Annotated in this window: 20 protein-coding genes and 1 tRNA gene; 10 read left to right on the forward strand and 11 right to left on the reverse strand. The window is 67.6% G+C overall.

Annotation, left to right across the window (positions count from 1 at the left end):
* Window position 1: 1 nt before the first annotated feature.
* From ureC to AC3A6Y_RS27570, 5 genes are all read left to right on the forward strand, one after another.
* A complete protein-coding gene (gene ureC, locus AC3A6Y_RS27550) occupies window positions 2-1,720 on the forward strand; it encodes an urease subunit alpha (RefSeq protein WP_487871428.1) in 1,719 nt (572 codons plus the stop codon).
* 193 nt (window positions 1,721-1,913) lie between these two features.
* Window positions 1,914-2,504, forward strand: a complete 591-nt coding sequence (gene ureE / locus AC3A6Y_RS27555) for an urease accessory protein UreE (RefSeq protein WP_487871429.1) — start codon at window positions 1,914-1,916, stop codon at window positions 2,502-2,504.
* The gene (locus AC3A6Y_RS27560) at window positions 2,504-3,193 is read left to right on the forward strand and encodes an urease accessory protein UreF (RefSeq protein WP_487871430.1); all 690 of its coding nucleotides are present in this window, start codon (window positions 2,504-2,506) and stop codon (window positions 3,191-3,193) included. Before ureE ends, AC3A6Y_RS27560 begins: the two co-directional genes overlap by 1 nt.
* 97 nt (window positions 3,194-3,290) lie before the next feature.
* A complete protein-coding gene (ureG, locus tag AC3A6Y_RS27565; protein ID WP_487871431.1) occupies window positions 3,291-3,941 on the forward strand; it encodes an urease accessory protein UreG in 651 nt (216 codons plus the stop codon).
* 192 nt (window positions 3,942-4,133) lie between these two features.
* Complete coding sequence (locus tag AC3A6Y_RS27570) at window positions 4,134-4,403, forward strand: hypothetical protein (RefSeq protein WP_487871432.1); 270 nt, start codon at window positions 4,134-4,136, stop codon at window positions 4,401-4,403.
* A 150-nt stretch (window positions 4,404-4,553) separates the two neighbouring features.
* Here the strand turns inward: AC3A6Y_RS27570 and ilvB are convergent, their stop codons facing one another.
* A complete protein-coding gene (gene ilvB, locus AC3A6Y_RS27575; protein ID WP_487871433.1) occupies window positions 4,554-6,311 on the reverse strand; it encodes a biosynthetic-type acetolactate synthase large subunit in 1,758 nt (585 codons plus the stop codon).
* Between the two features lie 121 nt (window positions 6,312-6,432).
* Between ilvB and AC3A6Y_RS27580 the strand changes: the two genes are divergently transcribed.
* Window positions 6,433-6,870: an Lrp/AsnC family transcriptional regulator gene (locus tag AC3A6Y_RS27580; RefSeq protein WP_487871434.1), complete on the forward strand. Its 438-nt coding sequence runs from the start codon at window positions 6,433-6,435 to the stop codon at window positions 6,868-6,870.
* A 43-nt stretch (window positions 6,871-6,913) separates the two neighbouring features.
* On the opposite strand, the gene AC3A6Y_RS27585 is transcribed toward AC3A6Y_RS27580, so the two are convergent.
* From AC3A6Y_RS27585 to AC3A6Y_RS27625, 9 genes are all read right to left on the reverse strand, one after another.
* Window positions 6,914-7,126, reverse strand: coding sequence for a hypothetical protein (locus AC3A6Y_RS27585; RefSeq protein WP_487871435.1), 213 nt, complete (start codon window positions 7,124-7,126; stop codon window positions 6,914-6,916).
* Window positions 7,127-7,361: 235 nt separating this feature from the next.
* Window positions 7,362-7,763 carry a hypothetical protein gene (locus tag AC3A6Y_RS27590; RefSeq protein WP_487871436.1) on the reverse strand — a complete coding sequence of 134 codons (402 nt, stop codon included), beginning with the start codon at window positions 7,761-7,763 and terminating at the stop codon, window positions 7,362-7,364.
* 50 nt (window positions 7,764-7,813) lie between these two features.
* A tRNA-Ser gene (locus AC3A6Y_RS27595) sits at window positions 7,814-7,901 on the reverse strand.
* 35 nt (window positions 7,902-7,936) lie between these two features.
* On the reverse strand, window positions 7,937-8,638 hold the full coding sequence (locus AC3A6Y_RS27600; RefSeq protein ID WP_487871437.1) for a TetR/AcrR family transcriptional regulator: 702 nt from the start codon (window positions 8,636-8,638) through the stop codon (window positions 7,937-7,939).
* A gap of 16 nt (window positions 8,639-8,654) precedes the next feature.
* Window positions 8,655-9,836: a radical SAM family heme chaperone HemW gene (hemW, locus tag AC3A6Y_RS27605; protein WP_487871589.1), complete on the reverse strand. Its 1,182-nt coding sequence runs from the start codon at window positions 9,834-9,836 to the stop codon at window positions 8,655-8,657.
* A gap of 80 nt (window positions 9,837-9,916) precedes the next feature.
* Window positions 9,917-10,516 carry an RdgB/HAM1 family non-canonical purine NTP pyrophosphatase gene (gene rdgB / locus AC3A6Y_RS27610; protein WP_487871438.1) on the reverse strand — a complete coding sequence of 200 codons (600 nt, stop codon included), beginning with the start codon at window positions 10,514-10,516 and terminating at the stop codon, window positions 9,917-9,919.
* A gap of 16 nt (window positions 10,517-10,532) precedes the next feature.
* Window positions 10,533-11,261 carry a ribonuclease PH gene (rph, locus tag AC3A6Y_RS27615; RefSeq protein WP_487871439.1) on the reverse strand — a complete coding sequence of 243 codons (729 nt, stop codon included), beginning with the start codon at window positions 11,259-11,261 and terminating at the stop codon, window positions 10,533-10,535.
* A gap of 25 nt (window positions 11,262-11,286) precedes the next feature.
* Window positions 11,287-12,201: a PP2C family protein-serine/threonine phosphatase gene (locus tag AC3A6Y_RS27620; protein WP_487871440.1), complete on the reverse strand. Its 915-nt coding sequence runs from the start codon at window positions 12,199-12,201 to the stop codon at window positions 11,287-11,289.
* Entirely contained in the window at window positions 12,198-13,205 is a 1,008-nt protein-coding gene (locus AC3A6Y_RS27625; RefSeq protein ID WP_106555885.1) for a serine/threonine protein kinase, read from the reverse strand. The genes AC3A6Y_RS27620 and AC3A6Y_RS27625 overlap by 4 nt, the downstream gene beginning before the upstream one ends.
* 92 nt (window positions 13,206-13,297) lie before the next feature.
* Between AC3A6Y_RS27625 and AC3A6Y_RS27630 the strand changes: the two genes are divergently transcribed.
* The 4 genes from AC3A6Y_RS27630 (at window position 13,298) to AC3A6Y_RS27645 (ending at window position 17,441) form a co-directional block, all read left to right on the forward strand.
* Entirely contained in the window at window positions 13,298-14,212 is a 915-nt protein-coding gene (locus tag AC3A6Y_RS27630; protein WP_487871441.1) for a YicC/YloC family endoribonuclease, read from the forward strand.
* A 22-nt stretch (window positions 14,213-14,234) separates the two neighbouring features.
* Window positions 14,235-14,855 (forward strand): guanylate kinase, encoded by a 621-nt coding sequence (gmk, locus tag AC3A6Y_RS27635; protein ID WP_487871442.1) that lies wholly within the window; start codon window positions 14,235-14,237, stop codon window positions 14,853-14,855.
* 33 nt (window positions 14,856-14,888) lie between these two features.
* Entirely contained in the window at window positions 14,889-15,092 is a 204-nt protein-coding gene (gene rpoZ, locus AC3A6Y_RS27640) for a DNA-directed RNA polymerase subunit omega (protein ID WP_106555888.1), read from the forward strand.
* 93 nt (window positions 15,093-15,185) lie between these two features.
* Window positions 15,186-17,441: a RelA/SpoT family protein gene (locus tag AC3A6Y_RS27645; protein ID WP_487844485.1), complete on the forward strand. Its 2,256-nt coding sequence runs from the start codon at window positions 15,186-15,188 to the stop codon at window positions 17,439-17,441.
* Window positions 17,442-17,444: 3 nt separating this feature from the next.
* Here the strand turns inward: AC3A6Y_RS27645 and greB are convergent, their stop codons facing one another.
* Window positions 17,445-18,017, reverse strand: coding sequence for a transcription elongation factor GreB (greB, locus tag AC3A6Y_RS27650; protein WP_487871443.1), 573 nt, complete (start codon window positions 18,015-18,017; stop codon window positions 17,445-17,447).
* Window positions 18,018-18,081: the final 64 nt, after the last annotated feature.

Raw genomic sequence — 18,081 nt, forward strand, 5'->3', positions numbered from 1 at the left:
CATGGCAACCATTGGCCGGCGTGCCTACGCCGAAATCTTCGGCCCCACCGTCGGCGACCGCGTGCGGCTGGCCGACACCGACCTGGTGATCGAGGTCGAGGAGGACTACACCCTGCGCGCCGGCGGCTACGGCGAGGAGGTGAAGTTCGGCGGCGGCAAGACCATCCGCGACGGCATGGCGCAATCGCAGCGCACGCGCGCCGAGGGCGTGGTCGACACGGTCATGACCAACGCGCTGATCCTCGACCACTGGGGCATCGTCAAGGCCGACATCGGCCTGAAGGGCGGGCGCATCGTGGCGATCGGCAAGGCCGGCAACCCGGACGTGCAGCCGGGCCTGGACATCGTCATCGGCCCCGGCACCGAGGTCATCAGCTGCGAGGGCAACATCGTCACCGCGGGCGGCATCGACAGCCACATCCACTTCATCTGCCCGCAGCAGATCGAGGAGGCGCTGGCCTCCGGCGTCACCACCATGCTGGGCGGCGGCACCGGCCCGGCCACCGGCACTTTCGCAACCACCGCGACGCCGGGCCCCTGGCACATCGAGCGCATGCTGCAGGCGGCCGACGCCTTTCCGATGAATCTCGGCTTCCTCGGCAAGGGCAATGCGAGCCTGCCGGCCGCGCTGAGCGAGCAGATCGAGGCCGGCGCGATCGGCCTCAAGCTGCACGAGGACTGGGGCACCACGCCGGCCGCGATCAGCAACTGCCTGGACGTGGCGGACGCGACCGACACGCAGGTGGCGATCCACAGCGACACGCTGAACGAGTCGGGCTTCGTCGAGAACACCATCGCGGCGGTGAAGGGCCGCGCCATCTGCGCTTTCCACACCGAGGGCGCCGGCGGCGGCCATGCGCCGGACATCCTGCGCGTGGTGGGCGAGGCGAACTTCCTGCCCTCCTCCACCAACCCGACCATGCCCTACACCGTCAACACGCTCGACGAGCACGTCGACATGCTGATGGTGTGCCACCACCTGGACGCCGGCATCCCCGAGGACCTGGCCTTTGCCGAGAGCCGCATCCGCAAGGAGACCATCGCGGCCGAGGACATCCTGCACGACCTGGGCGCGATCAGCATGTTCAGCTCCGACAGCCAGGCGATGGGCCGGGTGGGCGAGGTGATCCTGCGCTGCTGGCAGACGGCGCACAAGATGAAGGCCCAGCGCGGCAAGCTTCCCGAGGACGGCAGCCGCAACGACAACGCGCGTGCGAAGCGCTACGTGGCCAAGTACACGATCAACCCCGCCATCGCGCACGGCATCTCGCACGAGGTGGGCAGCATCGAGGTCGGCAAGTGGGCCGACCTGGTGGTGTGGAAGCCGGCCTTCTTCGGCGTCAAGCCCTTCACCATCCTCAAGGGGGGCACGATTGCCATGGCCGCGATGGGTGACCCCAACGCATCGATCCCGACGCCGCAGCCGGTGCACTACCGGCCGATGTTCGGGGCCTTCGGCGGTTCGCTGGCGAAGAGCTCGCTGACCTTCGTCTCGCAGGCAGGGCTGGCCGCGGACATCGGACAGCGCTACGGACTGGCCAAGACCTTGAGCGCGGTGAAGAACATCCGGGGCATACGCAAGCAGGACATGGTCCACAACGCCTGCACGCCGAAGATGGAGATCGATGCGCAGACCTATGCGGTGCGGGCGGATGGGCAGTTGCTCACTTGCGATCCGGCGGTCGTGTTGCCGATGGCGCAGCGGTACTTTCTGTTCTAGGCGACTCGCTGATGTCGCTCTTCGCCAGCGCGCGCAGCACCGCCCAGTTGTGCTGCGCAAGCAGCGCTGCAGGAGGTGTCAAACCCACGGCGTCGCCCTCGATCTGAGTCGACTGCAAAATAGCCAGCGTCTTATCCCTCGTGATGAGCACCATTGTCTCGGTGGCCTCAGCACGCATTCTTCACCAGTCGACATGCTCACAGCCAACAAACTCATGCCCCAGGGCGGCGGCCTCGCGCCGGTGCTGCTCAAGCGCGCCGCCAGCGTCGAACTCGACTGGGACGTGCGCCAGAAAAGCCGCTTCGATGCCACCGATTCCCAAGGCCGCCAGCTCGGCGTCTTCCTGCCGCGCGGCACGCTGGTGCGCGGCGGCGACGTGCTGGTGGCGGAAGACGGCTCGCTCGTCAAGGTGATCGCGGCGAAGCAGCCGGTGCTGGTCATCACGCATTGCAGCGAGCACGGCACGCCCTTCGACCTGATGCGTGCGGCCTACCACCTGGGCAACCGGCATGTGCCGATCGAACTCAAGCCCGACCACCTGAAGATCGAACCCGACCATGTGCTGGCCGGCATGCTGCGCTCGATGCACCTGATCGTTCGCGAGGCCGAGGAAGCCTTCGAACCCGAAGGCGGCGCCTACGGCATGCAGGGCGGCCATTCGCACGGCGCCGCGCCGGTCGGCCCGGTGCTGCATCCGGATGCCTATGCCGCACCGCACTCGCACGGCGACGGCCACGACGGCCACTCGCACGACCATGCGCATGGCCACGGCCACTCGCACTGATGGCTGACACGCCGGGTGCCCTGCCCGCGGCCAGCCTGCTGCAGCTGATCTGGCTGGCCTCGCCGGCCTTGCCGGTGGGCGGCTTCTCCTACTCGGAAGGCCTGGAGGCGGCCATCGAATGGGCCGGCGTCGGCAACGAGGAAGGCGCCTCCGACTGGCTGGCCGGCCAACTGCACCTGAGCCTCGCACGCAGCGACCTGGCCATCGTCGCGCAAGCCGTCCCCGCCTGGCGCAATGGCGAGCTGGCGCGCCTCCGCGAGCTCAACGACTGGGTGTTCCAGACCCGCGAATCGTCCGAATTCCGACTGCAGACCGAGCAGATGGGCCGCTCCTTCGTCGAGTGGCTCAAGCTGCGGCACGCCGATGCAGCAGCCATCTTCGACACCCTGCCCGCAAGCTACCCGGTCGCCTTCGCCTTCGCCGCCAGCCGCACCGAGGCGCCCGCGCGCGACGCCTGCCTGGCCTTCGCCTTCGGCTGGGCGGAGAACATGGCGGCCGCCGCGGTCAAGGCCGTGCCGCTCGGCCAGAGCGCCGGGCAGCGCATCCTCGGCCGCCTCGCCGCCGAAATTCCCCCGGCAGTGGACCGGGCCCTCGCGCTGGCGGATGATGAGCGCCAGGCTTTTTCACCCATGCTCGCCGTCCTGTCGGCGCGCCACGAAACCCAGTACTCGCGCCTTTTCCGAAGCTGAGACCCATGAACCTCCACGCTCATCACTCCGTGCATTCGCTGCGCCCCGAGGGGGCGCTTGCCTCGCCAGAGGCGGCTCGTCGCGAGGCACGACCATCATGAGTTCCGCCCTGCACCACATCCCCCACCGCACCAAGAGACTGCCGCCCCTGCGGGTGGGCATCGGCGGCCCGGTCGGCTCCGGCAAGACCACGCTGCTGGAGATGCTCTGCAAGGCCATGCGCGACAGGTACGACCTGATCGCCATCACCAACGACATCTACACCAAGGAAGACCAGCGCCTGCTGACGGTGGCCGGCGCGCTGCCGGCCGAGCGCATCATGGGCGTGGAGACCGGCGGCTGCCCGCACACCGCGATCCGCGAGGACGCCTCGATCAACCTCGAGGCCATCGACCGCATGCTGGCCGAGTTTCCCGATGCGGACGTGGTCTTCGTCGAGAGCGGCGGAGACAATCTGGCCGCGACTTTCAGCCCCGAGCTCAGCGACCTCACGATCTACGTGATCGACGTCGCGGCCGGCGAGAAGATCCCGCGCAAGGGCGGCCCCGGCATCACCAAAAGCGACCTGTTCGTGATCAACAAGACCGACCTCGCGCCCTACGTGGGTGCCGACCTGGGCGTGATGGAGGCCGACACGAAGCGCATGCGCAAGCAGCGGCCCTTCGTGATGACCAACCTCAAGACGAAGGATGGACTGGCCGATGTCGTCTCCTTCATCGAGGAGCGCGGCATGCTGGCGGAGCACTGAGACCGGGCGAGCGCCTCGGCTTCTCGAGAGTTCGCTGGTTCGGGCGGCGCGTCGAAGGGGCTTTGCCCCCGCTCGTCCTCCAAGCCCTGCGAATGTGAAATACGTCACGCTCTGTAAGGCATATACGCCTTCAGGCCTATTTTTTGCTGCACCCAGAAATCCGATACTGCCATAACGAATACCAAAGTTCCTATGGCCTCCGAAGCAATCTTTCTTCCCGCAGCCGGCAGCGTCCAGTTCGCCATCTATCCCGACGGGTACGACGGGGCTCGCATCGTTGCCAGGATCGACGAAGAGGCGCTGCACGCCCGGTTCCACGCGCCCGACGGCGAATCGGAGCTGGTGCGCACCTACGACCGTAACGCCGATTCCATCGACGCCCTGGCCACTGCGCGCTACCGCGAGAACCCGCGGGCGGAAATCTGCCTGCGAAGCACGGACTTCCAGCAGAGCGGCTACTAGCCCGGGCGTGATCGTCGGCATCGATGCAGCCAAGAAGGCTCGGCGCACGGCCGACGCGATTCTCAGCCCGGGCGCCTCGTCCGGCTCGCCGGGGCGCGCAGCGGCGCCGAGGGCGACTTCTCGCGATCACGCAAACGCTCTGAGCCTGTCTCAGACCTCCTCGTACCAGCAGTCCTTGGCCAGCATCACGCGGTGGTGGCCCTGGCCCGCGGGGATCATGGGAAAGCAGTTTTCCTGCGCCGCCACCTGCACGTCGAGGAAGAAGGGGCCGCTGCCGGCCAGGCATTCGGCCAGCGCATCGGGCAGCTCCGCCGGATCGGCAACGCGTCGCGCGCCCCAGCCGAAGGCCCTCGCCAGCGAGACGAAGTCGGGCAGCGCCTCGTTCCAGCTGTGGCTCAGCCGGTTGCCGTGGTTGAGCTCCTGCCATTGGCGCACCATGCCCATGTAGCCGTTGTTGCAGAGCACCAGCTTCACCGGCGCGCGGTGCTGCATGGCGGTGGAGAGCTCCTGGATGTTCATCAGCACCGAGGCATCGCCGCTCACGCACACGGTGAGCGCCCCGGGGTGCGCGATCTGCGCCCCGATCGCGGCCGGCAGGCCATAGCCCATGGTGCCGGCGCCGCCCGACGTCAGCCAGCGGCGCGGGCGCTCGAAGCGCAGGTACTGCGCAGCCCACATCTGGTGCTGGCCCACGTCGGTGGAGACGATCGCGTCGCGACCCGCCAGGGCCTCCTGCAGCGAGGCCATCAGCTGTTGCGGCAGGATCGCATCGGCGTGCGGGGCGAAGTCCAGGCAGCGCCGCGCGCGCCAGCCCTCGATGCGCTTCCACCAAGGCGCCAGGCGCTCCCGCGCCAGGCCGTCGAGCGCCGGCATGCGCAGCAGCGCCTCCAGTACCGCGCCGCAATCGCCGACCATCGGCACGTCGACCTTCACCACCTTGTCGATGTTCGCCGGGTCGATGTCGATGTGGATCTTGCGCGCCTGCGGGCAGAACTCGGCCAGCTTGCCGGTCACGCGGTCGTCGAAGCGGGCGCCGACGCAGAGCACCAGGTCGGCCTCGTGCATGGCCAGGTTGGCCTGCAGCGTGCCGTGCATCCCCAGCATGCCGAGAAAGCGGGGGTCGGAGGCCGGGAAGGCGCCCAGGCCCATCAGCGTCAGGGTGCACGGTGCGTCCAGCAGACGCGCCAGCCGCGCGAAAGCTTCGCAGGCGACCGGCCCGGCGTTGATCAGGCCGCCGCCGCCGTAGAGCACCGGCCGGCGCGCGGTGGACAGCAGGTCGGCCGCGCGCTCCAGGCTGGCCTGCGGCAGCCGGGCATCGGCGCCGCTGCGGTGGCGGCGCGCCGTCGCGGCCCCGGCAGCGTGGTTCCCGGGCAGCGCCTGCTGCACATCCTTGGGCACGTCGAGCAGCACCGGCCCGGGCCGGCCGCCGGCGGCGATCTCCAGCGCCTGGCGGACCCGGGACGGGATCTCCTCGGCCGTGCGCAGCTGGTGGTTCCACTTGGTCACGGGCCGCGACATGCCCAACGCATCGCTCTCCTGGAAGGCATCGGTGCCGATCACCGCAGTCGCGACCTGGCCGCTGATGCACAGCAGCGGAACCGAATCGCTGATCGCATCGAGCAGCCCCGTGATCGTGTTGCCCACGCCGGGCCCCGAGGTCACCAGCACCACGCCGACCCGGCCCGTGCTGCGCGCATAGCCCTCGGCCGCATGGACGGCCGCCTGCTCGTGCCGCACCAGCACATGGCGCAGGCGCGGCTCGCCGAACAGCGCGTCGTAGAGCGGCAGCGCGGCGCCGCCCGGGTAGCCGAAGATCGTGTCGATGCCGCATTCGACGAGCGTCTGGAGCAGAGCCTGGGCACCGTTGCGCAAGCCGAGCAGCGCGGGCGTGGGGGCGAGAGTTTGCATACGTCGATTCTTCCGGCGTTGATGCAGAATGTGCTTCGTTTTTTGGACGAATCAGGCACCTTCCTTGAAGACCCATCGCAAAAACCAATCAGGAACCGAAGAATTTTTTGACAAGATCGACATGGCGATCCTGCGCGTGCTGCTGCACGACTCGCGCAAGACGCTGCAGGAGATCGGTGCCGAGGTCGGCCTGGCGGCCACCACCTGCTGGAGCCGCATCAAGAAGCTGGAGGCCAGCGGCGTCATCAAGCGTTACACGGTGGACGTGGACGCGGCGCGGCTGGGCTACCACGATTCGGTGATCGTGCAGCTCACGCTGGAGAGCCACAGCGACGAGACGCTGTACGAGTTCGGTCGCGCGCTGGCCAGCATCCCGGAGATCCAGGAGGCGTATCTGGTTTCAGGCGATTACGACTACTACATCCGCATCGCGGTGCGCGACACGCGCGACTACGAGCGGCTCCTGCGCGAGAAGCTCTACAAGATTCCCGGCATTCGCCACAGCCAATCGCACTTCGTGCTGCGCGTGCTCAAGGAAGCCAGCGTGCCGCTGATCTGAGACCAGGACGCGCTGCGCGGGCGAAGTCGAACGAGGGATGAGATCAGCTGGGCTGGAGCGGAGCTTCCGGGGATTGAGGTCGTCCCTGCGCGGGCTCCTGCTGTTGTTGCTGCTGCGGCATGCCGACCGCGGCCAGGCCGCGCTTCGCAATGCCTTTGACCAGGTGCCGCGGGACGTGATGGGCCTTGGCCAGGAGTGCCAGGGCTTCGCTCCGCGCCGGCTCGCAGGCCGGCAGCAACTTCTGCAATGAACTCATTTTTGGTCGTCCTCTTGAGAGCGCCGGGAAACGAAGACCCTTGGCTGTGCGTCGGTGCGACGCAGCACTTCATCGCTGGAAAAGGCAGCCCCGGCACGGCCGCGGGAAGGCATTATGAGTCCGCTGCTGCGGCCGCGCCAGTCAATAGGCCCTGGTGCGGTAGTTCCTTTGAGGGGAGCCGGTCAGCGGCCGGCTTGGCGCTCCCGAATGCATGGGACGCCGATGAGGGTTCGGCTCAACTCGTGCAGTTCGACACGATCAGGGCCGCGTAGCGAGCCTGCTTTTCAAGCGCGGCAATCTGCTGCGCCGCATTGCCTTCCGTCGTGTCCGACGGGGCGAGCGCAAGTTCTCCATTGGGAAACAGGATGAAGTGCGTTCTCGTTCTCTCCGTGCCCCCGCCCGCGCGATTCTTCACGAGGGCATAGCCGCACCCGACACGCGTCGCCTTGTTGAAGATCACCTGTTCGAAGGTCGCCGGCTCCCCGCCTCCCAGCTTCTCTTGCACCGCGTCTCTCACCTGTCCAACCGGAATCATGTAGGTGGAGGCCCACCAAGCCGTGACGACCACCGCGAACACGGCGATGCCGAATGCCGCAGCGAAAAATGCTCGGAACCAACGCGAATCCAGGAATGCCATGCTCACCTCACTGAAGCCGCTCCCGCCTTTTCCGATCCTGGATGCCCAACTGGCGGAGAGTGTGAGATTCGAACTCACGGACGGTTGCCCGTCGGCAGTTTTCAAGACTGCTGGTTTAAACCACTCACCCAACTCTCCGGAAGGCGCTCGCATTGCACGAGCGCCGAGGGATTTTAGTCGCTGGCGTCCGGTGCCTGGCCGTCGCCTGCCGTGTCCGCGGGCGCCGGCATCCAGCCCCGCAGCACCAGATCGACCACGCCCTCGGCCCAGGCGCGGCGCTCCTCGGGGCCGGCCAGCGGCTTCGAGATAAAGAAGCGCACCCCGCCGAAGGCCAGGGTCGAGAGTTGGACCGCCGCCAGTTCGGGATCGGGCACGTGCAGCGTGCCGCTGCGGTGCGCCTCGCCGAGGTATTCGACCACCGGCGCGAGCACATAGCTGTTCTCGGCGTAGAGCGACTTCGCGAGCTCCGGAAAGCGCACGGCCTCGGCGATCACCAGGCGCAGCAGCGCCAGGGTCTGCGCTTCGGTGGCGCTCAGGTACATGCGCTCGACCAGGTCCAGCAGCACCTGCCTCTCGTCGGCGCCTGAGCGCACCAGCGTGGCCTGCATCGTCTCCCGGGCACTGCTGACGGCGCGATGCACGACCTCGCGGAACAGGGCTTCCTTGTTCTCGAACTGGCGGTAGATCGTGATCTTGGCCACGCCCGCATCGCGCGCGATGGCTTCGATGCTGGTGGCCGCATAGCCATGCTCGAGGAAGGATTTCAGTGCCGCGCCGAGGAAAGCCTCGCGCAGCGCCACCGCCTGTTCGGGACTGGGCCGTCCGCGCGAGCGGCGCTTGGTGACTTCTTCTTCCGGCAAGGTTCGGGTCGACATGGCAGCGCTGATTGTCTCAGCTGTCGGATAGAAAAATGCCCTGCAGGTCGCTCAGGAAGTCGAAGCCGCGGGCGGTGGGCCAGACGCGTGCCAGATCGCGCTCGATCAGGCCCTTGCGCTCGGCTTCCTCGAGCCCGCGCTGGATGGCGGTGATGGCCAGGCCGGTGCGCTCGCCGAACTGAGCCAGCGTGAAGCCTTCCTTGAGGCGCAGCGCATTGAGCATGAATTCGAAAGGCAGCTCGGCAATGCCGACCTCGTCGCTCTGCGCGACCGCGCGAGCGGCGAGCGCTTGGTCCATGTACAGGCGCGGCTCGCGAAAGCGCACCTGCCGCACGATGCGATGCGCAAAGCTCAGCTTGCTGTGCGCGCCGGCCCCGATGCCGAGATAGTCGCCGAACTGCCAGTAGTTGGTGTTGTGGACGCAGCGGTGGCCGGGCCGCGCATAGGCGGAGACCTCGTAGCGCTCCAGGCCGCGTTGCGCCGTGCGCTCGGTGATGCGGTCGAGCATGGCGTAGGCCACGTCGTCCTCCGGCACCACCGGCGGGAACTTGGCGAAGTAGGTGTTGGGCTCGATGGTCAGGTGGTAGACCGACAGATGCGGCGGCGCGAGCGCCAGCGCCTGCGTCAGGTCGGCGTCGAGCTCGTCGGGCGTCTGGCCCGGCAGCGCGTACATCAGGTCGAGGTTGAAGGTGTCGAAGGCCTGCGCCGCCTCCTCGACCGCCGCGATGGCCTGGGCACGGTCGTGCACCCGGCCGAGCGCCTTCAAATGCGCGTCGTTGAAGCTCTGCACGCCGACCGACAGCCGGGTGACGCCGGCGGCGCGGTAGCCGCGAAAGCGGTCGCGCTCGAAGGTGCCCGGATTGGCCTCCAGCGTGATCTCGCAGTCGGGTGCCAGCTTGAGCCGGGCACGCAGGTCGCCCAGCAGGCGGTCGATGGAGGCCGGCGAGAACAGGCTGGGCGTGCCCCCGCCGATGAAGATGCTGTGCACGCTGCGGCCCCAGACGAGCGGCAGCGCCGCGTCGAGGTCGGCGATCAGCGCATCCAGGTAGCGCTGCTCGGGCAGCGGCGCCTCGCCGCCATCGCCGCGCCATTCGTGCGAATTGAAGTCGCAATAGGGGCACTTGCGCAGACACCAGGGCAGATGCACGTAGAGCGAGAGCGGCGGCAAGGCGCTCAGTTGCAGCGGGCCGGGGCGCATCCAGTGCAGTACGTCGTTCGCCCGCTCCGCGCCGTCGCCGCGCGCCTGTGCACGCTCGTCGGCGATCGGGATGGCAAGGCTCACAGCCAGCGCTCCCGCATCAGGGCCAGCATCGCGCGCGCTGCCTGGCCCCGATGGCTGTGGGCGTTCTTCAGCTCGGGCGGCAGCTGGGCGAAGGTCTTGCCGAACTGCGGCAGCCACATCACCGGGTCGAAGCCGAAGCCGTTCTCGCCGATCGGCTCGCGGGTGATCTGGCCCGCGGCACGGCCGACGGCGATCAGCGGTTCCGGGTCCTCGGGGCTGCGCAGCGCCACCAGCGTGCTGACGAGCGCGGCACGGCGATCGTCGACTCCGGCCATCTGTTCGAGCAGCGCACGCACGTTGTTGGCGTCGCCCTTTTCGTAGCCGAAGCGCGTGGCGTAGTAGGCGGTGGCCACGCCGGGCAGGCCGCCGAAGGCCTCGACGCAAAGGCCCGCATCGTCGGCGATCGCCGGCAGGCCGGTGGCCGCCGCGGCGTGCCGCGCCTTGGCCAGCGCGTTCTCGACGAAGGTGAAGAAGGGCTCGTCTGCCTCGCCGACGCCGAGCTCCGCCTGGCGCACCAGCGCAACGCCGAGCGGCGCAAACAACTGCTGCAGCTCGGCGAGCTTGCCGGCGTTGTTGGAGGCCAGGACCAGCTTCATCGGCGTCCCCGCTCCATCAACCGGCCAGCGCCTGCGCCTGCATCGCCGTCAGCTCGGCGATGCCCTTCTCGGCCAGCAGCAGCAGCGCATTCATCTCTTCGCGCGAGAAGGCGGCCCCTTCGGCCGTGCCCTGCACTTCGACGAAATGCCCGGCGCCGGTCATCACCACGTTCATGTCGGTGTCGCAGGCGAAGTCTTCGACGTACTCGAGGTCGAGCAGCGGCGTGCCTTGCACGATACCGACGGAAACGGCGGCCACATGGCCCCGGATCGGCGAGGCCGCGAGGGTGCCGGCCGCCAGCAGCTTGTTGACCGCATCCTGCGCCGCGACGAAGGCGCCGGTGATGGCCGCGGTGCGGGTGCCGCCATCGGCCTGGAGCACGTCGCAGTCGAGATGGATGGTGCGCTCGCCGAGGGCGGCCAGATCGAAGACGGCGCGCATCGAGCGGCCGATGAGACGCTGGATCTCCTGCGTGCGGCCGCTTTGCTTGCCGCGCGCGGCCTCGCGGTCGCTGCGCGTGTGGGTGGCGCGCGGGAGCATGCCGTACTCGGCCGTGACCCAGCCCTCGCCGCTGCCGCGCTTGTGCGGCGGCACCTTTTCCTCGACCGAGGCGGTGCAGAGCACGCGCGTCTGGCCGAACTCGATCAGCACCGAGCCCTCGGCATGGATGGTGAAGCCGCGCGTGATGCGGACGGGGCGCAGCTGGTCGGCGGCACGGTCGCCGCTTCGTACGAAAACTGTCATGTCAACCCAAGAAAAAGAAGAAGAATCAGGACTTGCGCGCGGCAGAGGAGCGCTTGATGGCTTCGTTGATCTCTGCGATGGAGCGCTCGATGGCGTCCTCGTCGAGGTCGTCGAGCTCGCTGTCGGACGGCATGCCCGCCTGGATGGTGGAGGCGAAGACGCCGTCGCTGATGCTGTCGGTGGACACGCCGCGCGTCTGGCCCGGCGCGTCCGGCGTTTCCCATTCGAGCGCGATCAGCGTCACGTTGTCGCTGTGGGTGCCGCCGTTGCGCAGTGCCATCTCGGCGAGATCCGGCGCGGCGTCCGACACCGGCTTGCCGGAGGACAGCGTACGCACGATCAAGCCTTCGTCCAGCACGCTCCACAGGCCGTCGGAGCACAGCATGATGCGATCGCCCCGCTGCAGCTGCAGCGGGGGCGAGATGTCGAACAGGGGCGTGGTGGGCGAGCCGAGGCAGGTCAGCAGCAGGTTGCGATTGACGACGTCGCCGCTCATCGCGCCGCCGGGCCGCGGCCGCTCGGCATGCGAATGGTCGCGCGTGCGCATCAGCATCTCGCCGTCGCGAATCACGTAGAGCCGGGAGTCTCCGCAGTGGATCCAGGTCGCGGTGGTGCCTTGCAGGACCGCCGCCACCACGGTCGTGCGGGGCGTGTCGAGCATGCCCTTGTTGCCCGCGTAGCGCATGATCTGCTGGTGCGCGGCCATCACCGACGCCGTGAGGAAGGCCTTCACATCCTTCAACACCGGCCGCGCCTCGCGCTGGTAGAGCGCCGCGATGGTCTGCAGCGCCATCTGGGCGGCCACTTCGCCTTCGGGATGCCCGCCCATGCCGTCGGCCAGCACGAAGAGGCCCGACTCGCGCGTGTAGCAGTAGCCCATGCGGTCTTCGTTCTTGAGACGGCCGCCCTTGCGGCTGACCTGGAAGACGGAGAATTTCATGCGGGGCGTGTAGTGGGGGCGGCCGCCTTGGGCAGGCCTTTCTTTTCGAAGGAGCGCATGTTGTCGATCGACAGCCGCACTTTCTCGCTGACGGTGAGCTTGGTGTAACGGCGCTCGCCCTCGCGGCTGAGCTCCTTCTGCAGCGCGAAGACCGATTGCGGGCGTGACAGCGGGTCGAGCGACATGCACCATTCGACCACCTCGATCAGGTTGTCCGAATAGATGCCGCGCAGGCGCGACAGCGACAGGCCGAGCCGGTCTTTCTCGATGCGCTGAGGTGCGTCGTTGGGGGGATAGCCCTGCATGCAGGCGTAGATGCAGGCGCCGATGGCATAGATGTCGGTCCACGGGCCCATCGACGAGTCGCGGCGGTACATCTCCGGAGCCGCGAAGCCGGGCGTATACATCGGGCGGATGAAGTTGCCTTCCTTGGAGAGCACCTCGCGCGCGGCGCCGAAGTCGATCATCACCGCGCGGTCGTCATCGGTCACGAAGATGTTGGCCGGCTTGATGTCCAGGTGCAGCATCTTGTGCTGGTGCACGATGCGCAGGCCGCGCAGGATCTCGTCGAACAACGAGCGGATGGTGGATTCGCGGAAGACCTTCTGTTTCTTGAGATCGCGTGCGGTCACGATGAAGTCCTGCAGGGTGGCGCCCTCCAGGTAATTCATGACCATGTAGACGGTTTCGTTCTCGCGGAAGAAGTTGAGCACGCTGACCACCGATGCATGCGAGATCTGCGCGAGCGAACGCCCTTCTTCGAAGAAGCTCTTGAGCCCCAGGCGATAGAGCGACAGCTTCTCGGGTGGCACCTGGGGGCAGAGTTCGCCGGTGCCGCGCGTGGCCAGCGAGGAGGGCAGGTATTCCTTGATCGCAACCTGCTGCCCGCTGTGGTCGACGGCAAGATAAACCACACCGAATCCGCCTGCGGAGATGCGACGCACGACGCGATAGCCGCCTATGACCGTGTCGGGCAGCAAGGGCGAAGGTTTGACCTTTGACATAATCCGGGAGTTTCGCCCGAAGGCGGAGGTGCGGCAAGCGAAGGCGGTGCCGTTGTCTCGGAGCGTGCACACCAATTCAAGAGCGAGGCGCGATGCCAGTTTACAGCATGACCGGCTATGCCAGCGGCCAGAGCGCCGCGGGCCGCGGTCACCCGGATGCCGAGCCGCGAACCGCCGGCGCGGGCCGGCTCGGAGTCGAGATCCGCTCGGTCAACAGCCGCTTTCTCGACCTCACATTCAAGCTCCCCGAAGAGCTGCGTCAGCACGAGCCCATGCTGCGCGAGATGCTGACCGGGCAGCTCAAGCGCGGCAAGGTCGAGCTGCGCGCTGCGATCGAGAGCGGCGCTGCGGGGGGCATCGGCGAGCCCTCGACCAAGCTGCTGCAACGGCTCAACGGGCTTCAGGACAGCATCCGCGCCTGGCTGCCCGCCGCCCGCGAGCTCAGCGTGGCCGACGTGCTGCGCCTGGCGGCCGGCGACACCAGCGCCAGGAGCGACTGGGGCCCTGAACTTTCCGAGCTGGCGGCGAAGACGCTCAAGGGCCTGATGACCTCGCGCGAACGCGAAGGCGCACGCCTGGCCAAGATGCTGCAGGACCACCTGGCCCAGCTGCGCGCCCTGGTGGCGCAAGCGCTGCCGCTGGTCCCCCAGCTGGTCGAGCAGCAGCGCAACCGCTTCCTCGAGCGCTGGCAGGAAGCACTGGGCGCGAGCGGTGGCACTCCGCCGGAGGCCGCACAAGACCGCGCGCTGGCCGAGGCCACCGCCTTCGCGATCCGCATCGACGTCGCGGAAGAGCTCACGCGCCTGGGTTCGCACCTGGACGAGATCGAGCGCCTGGTCAAGAAGGGCGGCGAGATCGGCAAGCGGCTCGACTTCCTGATCCAGGAACTGCATCGCGAAGCCAACACCCTCGGCTCCAAGTCGGCGACGCTCGAGCTCACCCGCATCGGCGTGGACATGAAGGTGCTCATCGAACAGATGCGCGAGCAAGTGCAGAACATCGAATAACAGGAAAACAGGGAACGCGCGAATGGAATACCCCGGCAATATCTTCGTGGTCGCTGCGCCGAGCGGCGCCGGCAAGTCGAGCCTGGTCAAGGCCTTGATGGAGCTCGACACCGCGGTCCAGCCCTCCGTGTCGCATACCACGCGCCCACCGCGCGGCCAGGAGAAGCACGGCCGCGAATACTTCTTCGTCCCGCATTCGGAATTCGATGCAATGGTCGCCGCCGGTGCCTTCGTCGAGTGGGCGCACGTGCACGGGCAGCGCTACGGCACCTCGAAAAAGGCCATCGAGGACCGCATCGCCAAAGGCGCGGACGTCATCCTGGAGATCGATTTCCAGGGCGCGACCCAGATCCGCAAGACCTTCGCCAACGCGGTGACGATCTTCATCCTGCCGCCGAGCTGGGAAGAGCTGCGATCCCGGCTCGAGCGGCGCGGCGAGGACAGTGCGGAGGTCATCGAGCTGCGGCTGCAGAACGCCGCGCAAGAGATGGCACGCGCCAACGAATTCGACTTCGTTATAATCAACGAGTTATTTGAGCGCGCACTTTTCGACCTGAAGGCGATCGTCCACGCTCAGCGGCTCCGGTACTCCGCACAGCGCCGGGCGCGTGCCGACACCTTCGCCGCACTGAACATTCCCTGATCGACCCCTCCCGCCGTAAGCCGAAAGACCACCATGGCCCGTATCACCGTCGAAGATTGCCTGCAGAAGATCCCGAACCGCTTCGAGCTCGTGCTGGCCGCCACCTACCGTGCGCGCATGCTGAGCCAGGGCCACGCGCCGAAGATCGAGAGCAAGAACAAGCCGGGCGTCACGGCCCTGCGGGAGATCGCGGAAGGCAAGATCGGCCTTGAAATGCTCAAGAAGGTCCCCGGTTGAGCTGACGCACACCTGCAACAAAGAAGCACCGCGACGCGGTGCTTTTTTGTTGCACAAACACATCGAGCCGGCCGCCAAGCTAAAGTGACAAGCATGAGCGCGGTTGTCAAGTCCCAGTCCGGTGCCCCCAAGGGCACGCCCCGGCCCAGTCCGGCGGCGCTGAACGCAGCAGCCGCCAGCTTTGCCGCGCTGACGGACCGCCTCGACTATCTGAGCGCCGAGGATGTGGAGCAGGTGCGCCGCGCCTACCGCTTCGCCGACGAGGCTCACCTGGGCCAGCTGCGCAACAGCGGCGAGCCCTACATCACCCACCCCATCGCCGTGGCCGCGCAGTGCGCGGAGTGGAAGCTCGACGCGCAGGCGCTCATGGCAGCCCTGCTGCACGATGCGATCGAGGATTGCGGCGTCACCAAATCGGAGCTGATCGAGCGCTTCGGCGCACCGGTGGCGGAACTGGTCGACGGCCTCACCAAGCTGGACAAGCTGCGCTTCAACACGCGCGAGGAGAACCAGGCCGAGTCCTTTCGCAAGATGCTGCTGGCGATGGCGCGCGACGTGCGGGTCATCTTGGTCAAGCTGGCGGACCGCACCCACAACATGCGCACGCTCGAAGATGCGCCGCGCGAGAAGTGGGCCCGCATCTCGCGCGAAACCCTCGAAATCTACGCACCGATCGCGCATCGGCTGGGGCTCAACCAGACCTACCGCGAGCTGCAGGACCTGTCCTTCCGCCACCTGCGGCCCTGGCGTTACGCGATCCTCGCCAAGGCCGTTGCCAAGGCCCGCGGCCGGCGCCGCGACCTGATCCAGAAGGTGCAACAGGAACTGGAGACCGCATTCGCCGGGGCCAACATGAGCGTGCGCATCGCGGGCCGCGAGAAAACGCTCTATTCCATCTACCGCAAGATGGAAGAAAAGCACCTGAGCTTCGCCCAGGTGACCGACATCTACGGCTTCCGCCTCATCGTGCCGACGGTGATCGCCTGCTACACCGGCCTGGGCATCCTGCACCAGATGTACAAGCCCCTGCCGGGCAAGTTCAAGGACCACATCGCGATCGCCAAGCTCAACGGCTACCAGTCGCTGCACACCACGCTGGTGGGGCCGGCCGGCGTGAGCGTCGAGTTTCAGCTGCGCACCGAGGCCATGCACGTGGTCGCCGAGTCCGGCGTGGCCGCCCACTGGCTCTACAAGGCGGCCGAACCCAGCGCGGCAACCGGCGACCGGCTGGGCACCAAGTGGCTGCAGTCCCTGCTCGACATCCAGGACGAGACGCGCGACGCGGCCGAGTTCTGGGACCACGTCAAGGTCGACCTCTTCCCGGATGCGGTCTACGTGTTCACGCCCAAGAGCCAGATCCTGGCACTGCCGCGCGGCGCGACGGTGGTCGATTTCGCCTATGCCATCCACAGCAACATCGGCGATCACACCTCGGCTGCGCGCATCAACGGCGACCAGGTCCCCTTGCGCACCGAACTCAAGAACGGCGATGTGGTGGAGGTCATCACGGCGCCGGTGTCGACGCCCAATCCGGCCTGGCTGGGCTTCGTGCGCACCGGCCGTGCGCGCTCGAAGATCCGCCACTATCTCAAGACCCTCGCGCATGCCGAGTCGGAAGGCCTGGGCGAAAAGCTGCTGGCGCAGGCGCTGCGCGCCGAGGGCCTCGGCAACCTGCCGGAAGACAACGAGGAGCACCAGCAGATCTGGGAAAAGCTGCTGCGCTTCACCGGCAATCGCAGCCGCTCCGAACTGCTGACCGACATCGGCCTGGGCAAGCGCATCGCGACCATCGTTGCCAAGCGGCTGATGGCGCTGCTGGCGGAACGCGGCGAGAAGCCCGATGCGCTGATGCTGAGCCGCGAGCGCTTCACCGCGCACGAGGCCGTCTCGCAAGGTGCCGTCACGCTGGACGGCAGCGAGAACTCCTCGGTTCGCTTCGCGCTGTGCTGCCGGCCCATTCCCGACGACCCGATCGTGGGCTATCTCGGACACGGCGAAGGCCTGGTGGTGCACACCGAGGCCTGCGGCGTCGGCCAGCGCCTGCGGCACAAGGACAGCGAACGCTTCTTCGCCGTCGAATGGGCGGACGAGCCGGTGCGCCCCTTCGAGACCGGCGTCGTGATCACCGTGCGCAACGACAAGGGCGTGCTGGCACGCGTCGCCGCCACGCTGGCGGATGCCGAAGCCGACATCACCCACGTCGAGATGGCCGATGAGACGCCGCAGGACTCCACCGACCTGCGCTTCGTGATCGCGGTGCGCGACCGCACCCACCTCGAGGCCGTCCTGCGGGCGGCGCGGCGCACCCCATCGGTACTCGCCGCCGCGCGAACGGTTCCCGCGCCCTGAGCTTCAGCTCGCCGCGGGCGCCGGCGGCGGATAGCTCACCGACAACACCTCGATCTCGTGCACGCCCCCGGGCGTCGCCAGCTTGACCACCTCGCCTTCGCGCGCCTTGAGCAGGGCCCGGGCGATCGGGGAGATCCAGCTCACCTGGCCTTGTGCGCTCTCGGCCTCGTCGATGCCCAGGATGGTCAGCTCACGCTCGTTGCCGGTCTCGTCTGCGTAGCGGACGGTGGCACCGAAGAAGATCTGGTCGCGGCCATGGTGGACCGAAGGGTCCGTCACCTCGGCCACCTCGAGCCGTTTGGTCAGGAAGCGGATTCGCCGGTCGATCTCGCGCAAGCGCTTCTTGCCGTAAAGGTAGTCGCCGTTCTCGGACCGGTCGCCATTCTTGGCCGCCCAGTGAACCGCCTCGACGACCTTGGGCCGCTCGACGTCCATCAATTCGAGCAGCTCGTCGCGAAGGCGCGCATAGCCCTGCGGCGTGATGTAGTTCTTGCTCCCGGCGGGCAGCGGCGGAATGCCGGCGGTGCCGTCGTCGTCGTCGTCCGAGTCGCTCTCTTTGGTGAATGCCTTGCTCATGGCCTGAAGCTGAGTTCCCGCAAGAGCACGACATTACACGAGTTGCCAAAGGTCCATCGACCTG

This window comes from Variovorax sp. Soil_C_17, from assembly GCF_057657265.1.

Coding starts and splice junctions, on each gene's coding strand:
- ureE (WP_487871429.1), top strand. CDS start 1,914: ATGCTCACAGCCAACAAACTCATGCCCCAGGGCGGCGGCCTCGCGCCG.
- AC3A6Y_RS27580 (WP_487871434.1), top strand. CDS start 6,433: ATGGCGATCCTGCGCGTGCTGCTGCACGACTCGCGCAAGACGCTGCAG.
- AC3A6Y_RS27630 (WP_487871441.1), top strand. CDS start 13,298: ATGCCAGTTTACAGCATGACCGGCTATGCCAGCGGCCAGAGCGCCGCG.
- AC3A6Y_RS27590 (WP_487871436.1), bottom strand. CDS start 7,763: ATGGCATTCCTGGATTCGCGTTGGTTCCGAGCATTTTTCGCTGCGGCA.
- hemW (WP_487871589.1), bottom strand. CDS start 9,836: ATGCGCCCCGGCCCGCTGCAACTGAGCGCCTTGCCGCCGCTCTCGCTC.
- AC3A6Y_RS27600 (WP_487871437.1), bottom strand. CDS start 8,638: ATGTCGACCCGAACCTTGCCGGAAGAAGAAGTCACCAAGCGCCGCTCG.
- AC3A6Y_RS27560 (WP_487871430.1), top strand. CDS start 2,504: ATGGCTGACACGCCGGGTGCCCTGCCCGCGGCCAGCCTGCTGCAGCTG.
- ilvB (WP_487871433.1), bottom strand. CDS start 6,311: ATGCAAACTCTCGCCCCCACGCCCGCGCTGCTCGGCTTGCGCAACGGT.
- AC3A6Y_RS27620 (WP_487871440.1), bottom strand. CDS start 12,201: ATGAAATTCTCCGTCTTCCAGGTCAGCCGCAAGGGCGGCCGTCTCAAG.
- AC3A6Y_RS27645 (WP_487844485.1), top strand. CDS start 15,186: ATGAGCGCGGTTGTCAAGTCCCAGTCCGGTGCCCCCAAGGGCACGCCC.
- rdgB (WP_487871438.1), bottom strand. CDS start 10,516: ATGAAGCTGGTCCTGGCCTCCAACAACGCCGGCAAGCTCGCCGAGCTG.
- gmk (WP_487871442.1), top strand. CDS start 14,235: ATGGAATACCCCGGCAATATCTTCGTGGTCGCTGCGCCGAGCGGCGCC.
- ureG (WP_487871431.1), top strand. CDS start 3,291: ATGAGTTCCGCCCTGCACCACATCCCCCACCGCACCAAGAGACTGCCG.
- greB (WP_487871443.1), bottom strand. CDS start 18,017: ATGAGCAAGGCATTCACCAAAGAGAGCGACTCGGACGACGACGACGAC.
- AC3A6Y_RS27585 (WP_487871435.1), bottom strand. CDS start 7,126: ATGAGTTCATTGCAGAAGTTGCTGCCGGCCTGCGAGCCGGCGCGGAGC.
- rph (WP_487871439.1), bottom strand. CDS start 11,261: ATGACAGTTTTCGTACGAAGCGGCGACCGTGCCGCCGACCAGCTGCGC.
- AC3A6Y_RS27625 (WP_106555885.1), bottom strand. CDS start 13,205: ATGTCAAAGGTCAAACCTTCGCCCTTGCTGCCCGACACGGTCATAGGC.
- AC3A6Y_RS27570 (WP_487871432.1), top strand. CDS start 4,134: ATGGCCTCCGAAGCAATCTTTCTTCCCGCAGCCGGCAGCGTCCAGTTC.
- ureC (WP_487871428.1), top strand. CDS start 2: ATGGCAACCATTGGCCGGCGTGCCTACGCCGAAATCTTCGGCCCCACC.
- rpoZ (WP_106555888.1), top strand. CDS start 14,889: ATGGCCCGTATCACCGTCGAAGATTGCCTGCAGAAGATCCCGAACCGC.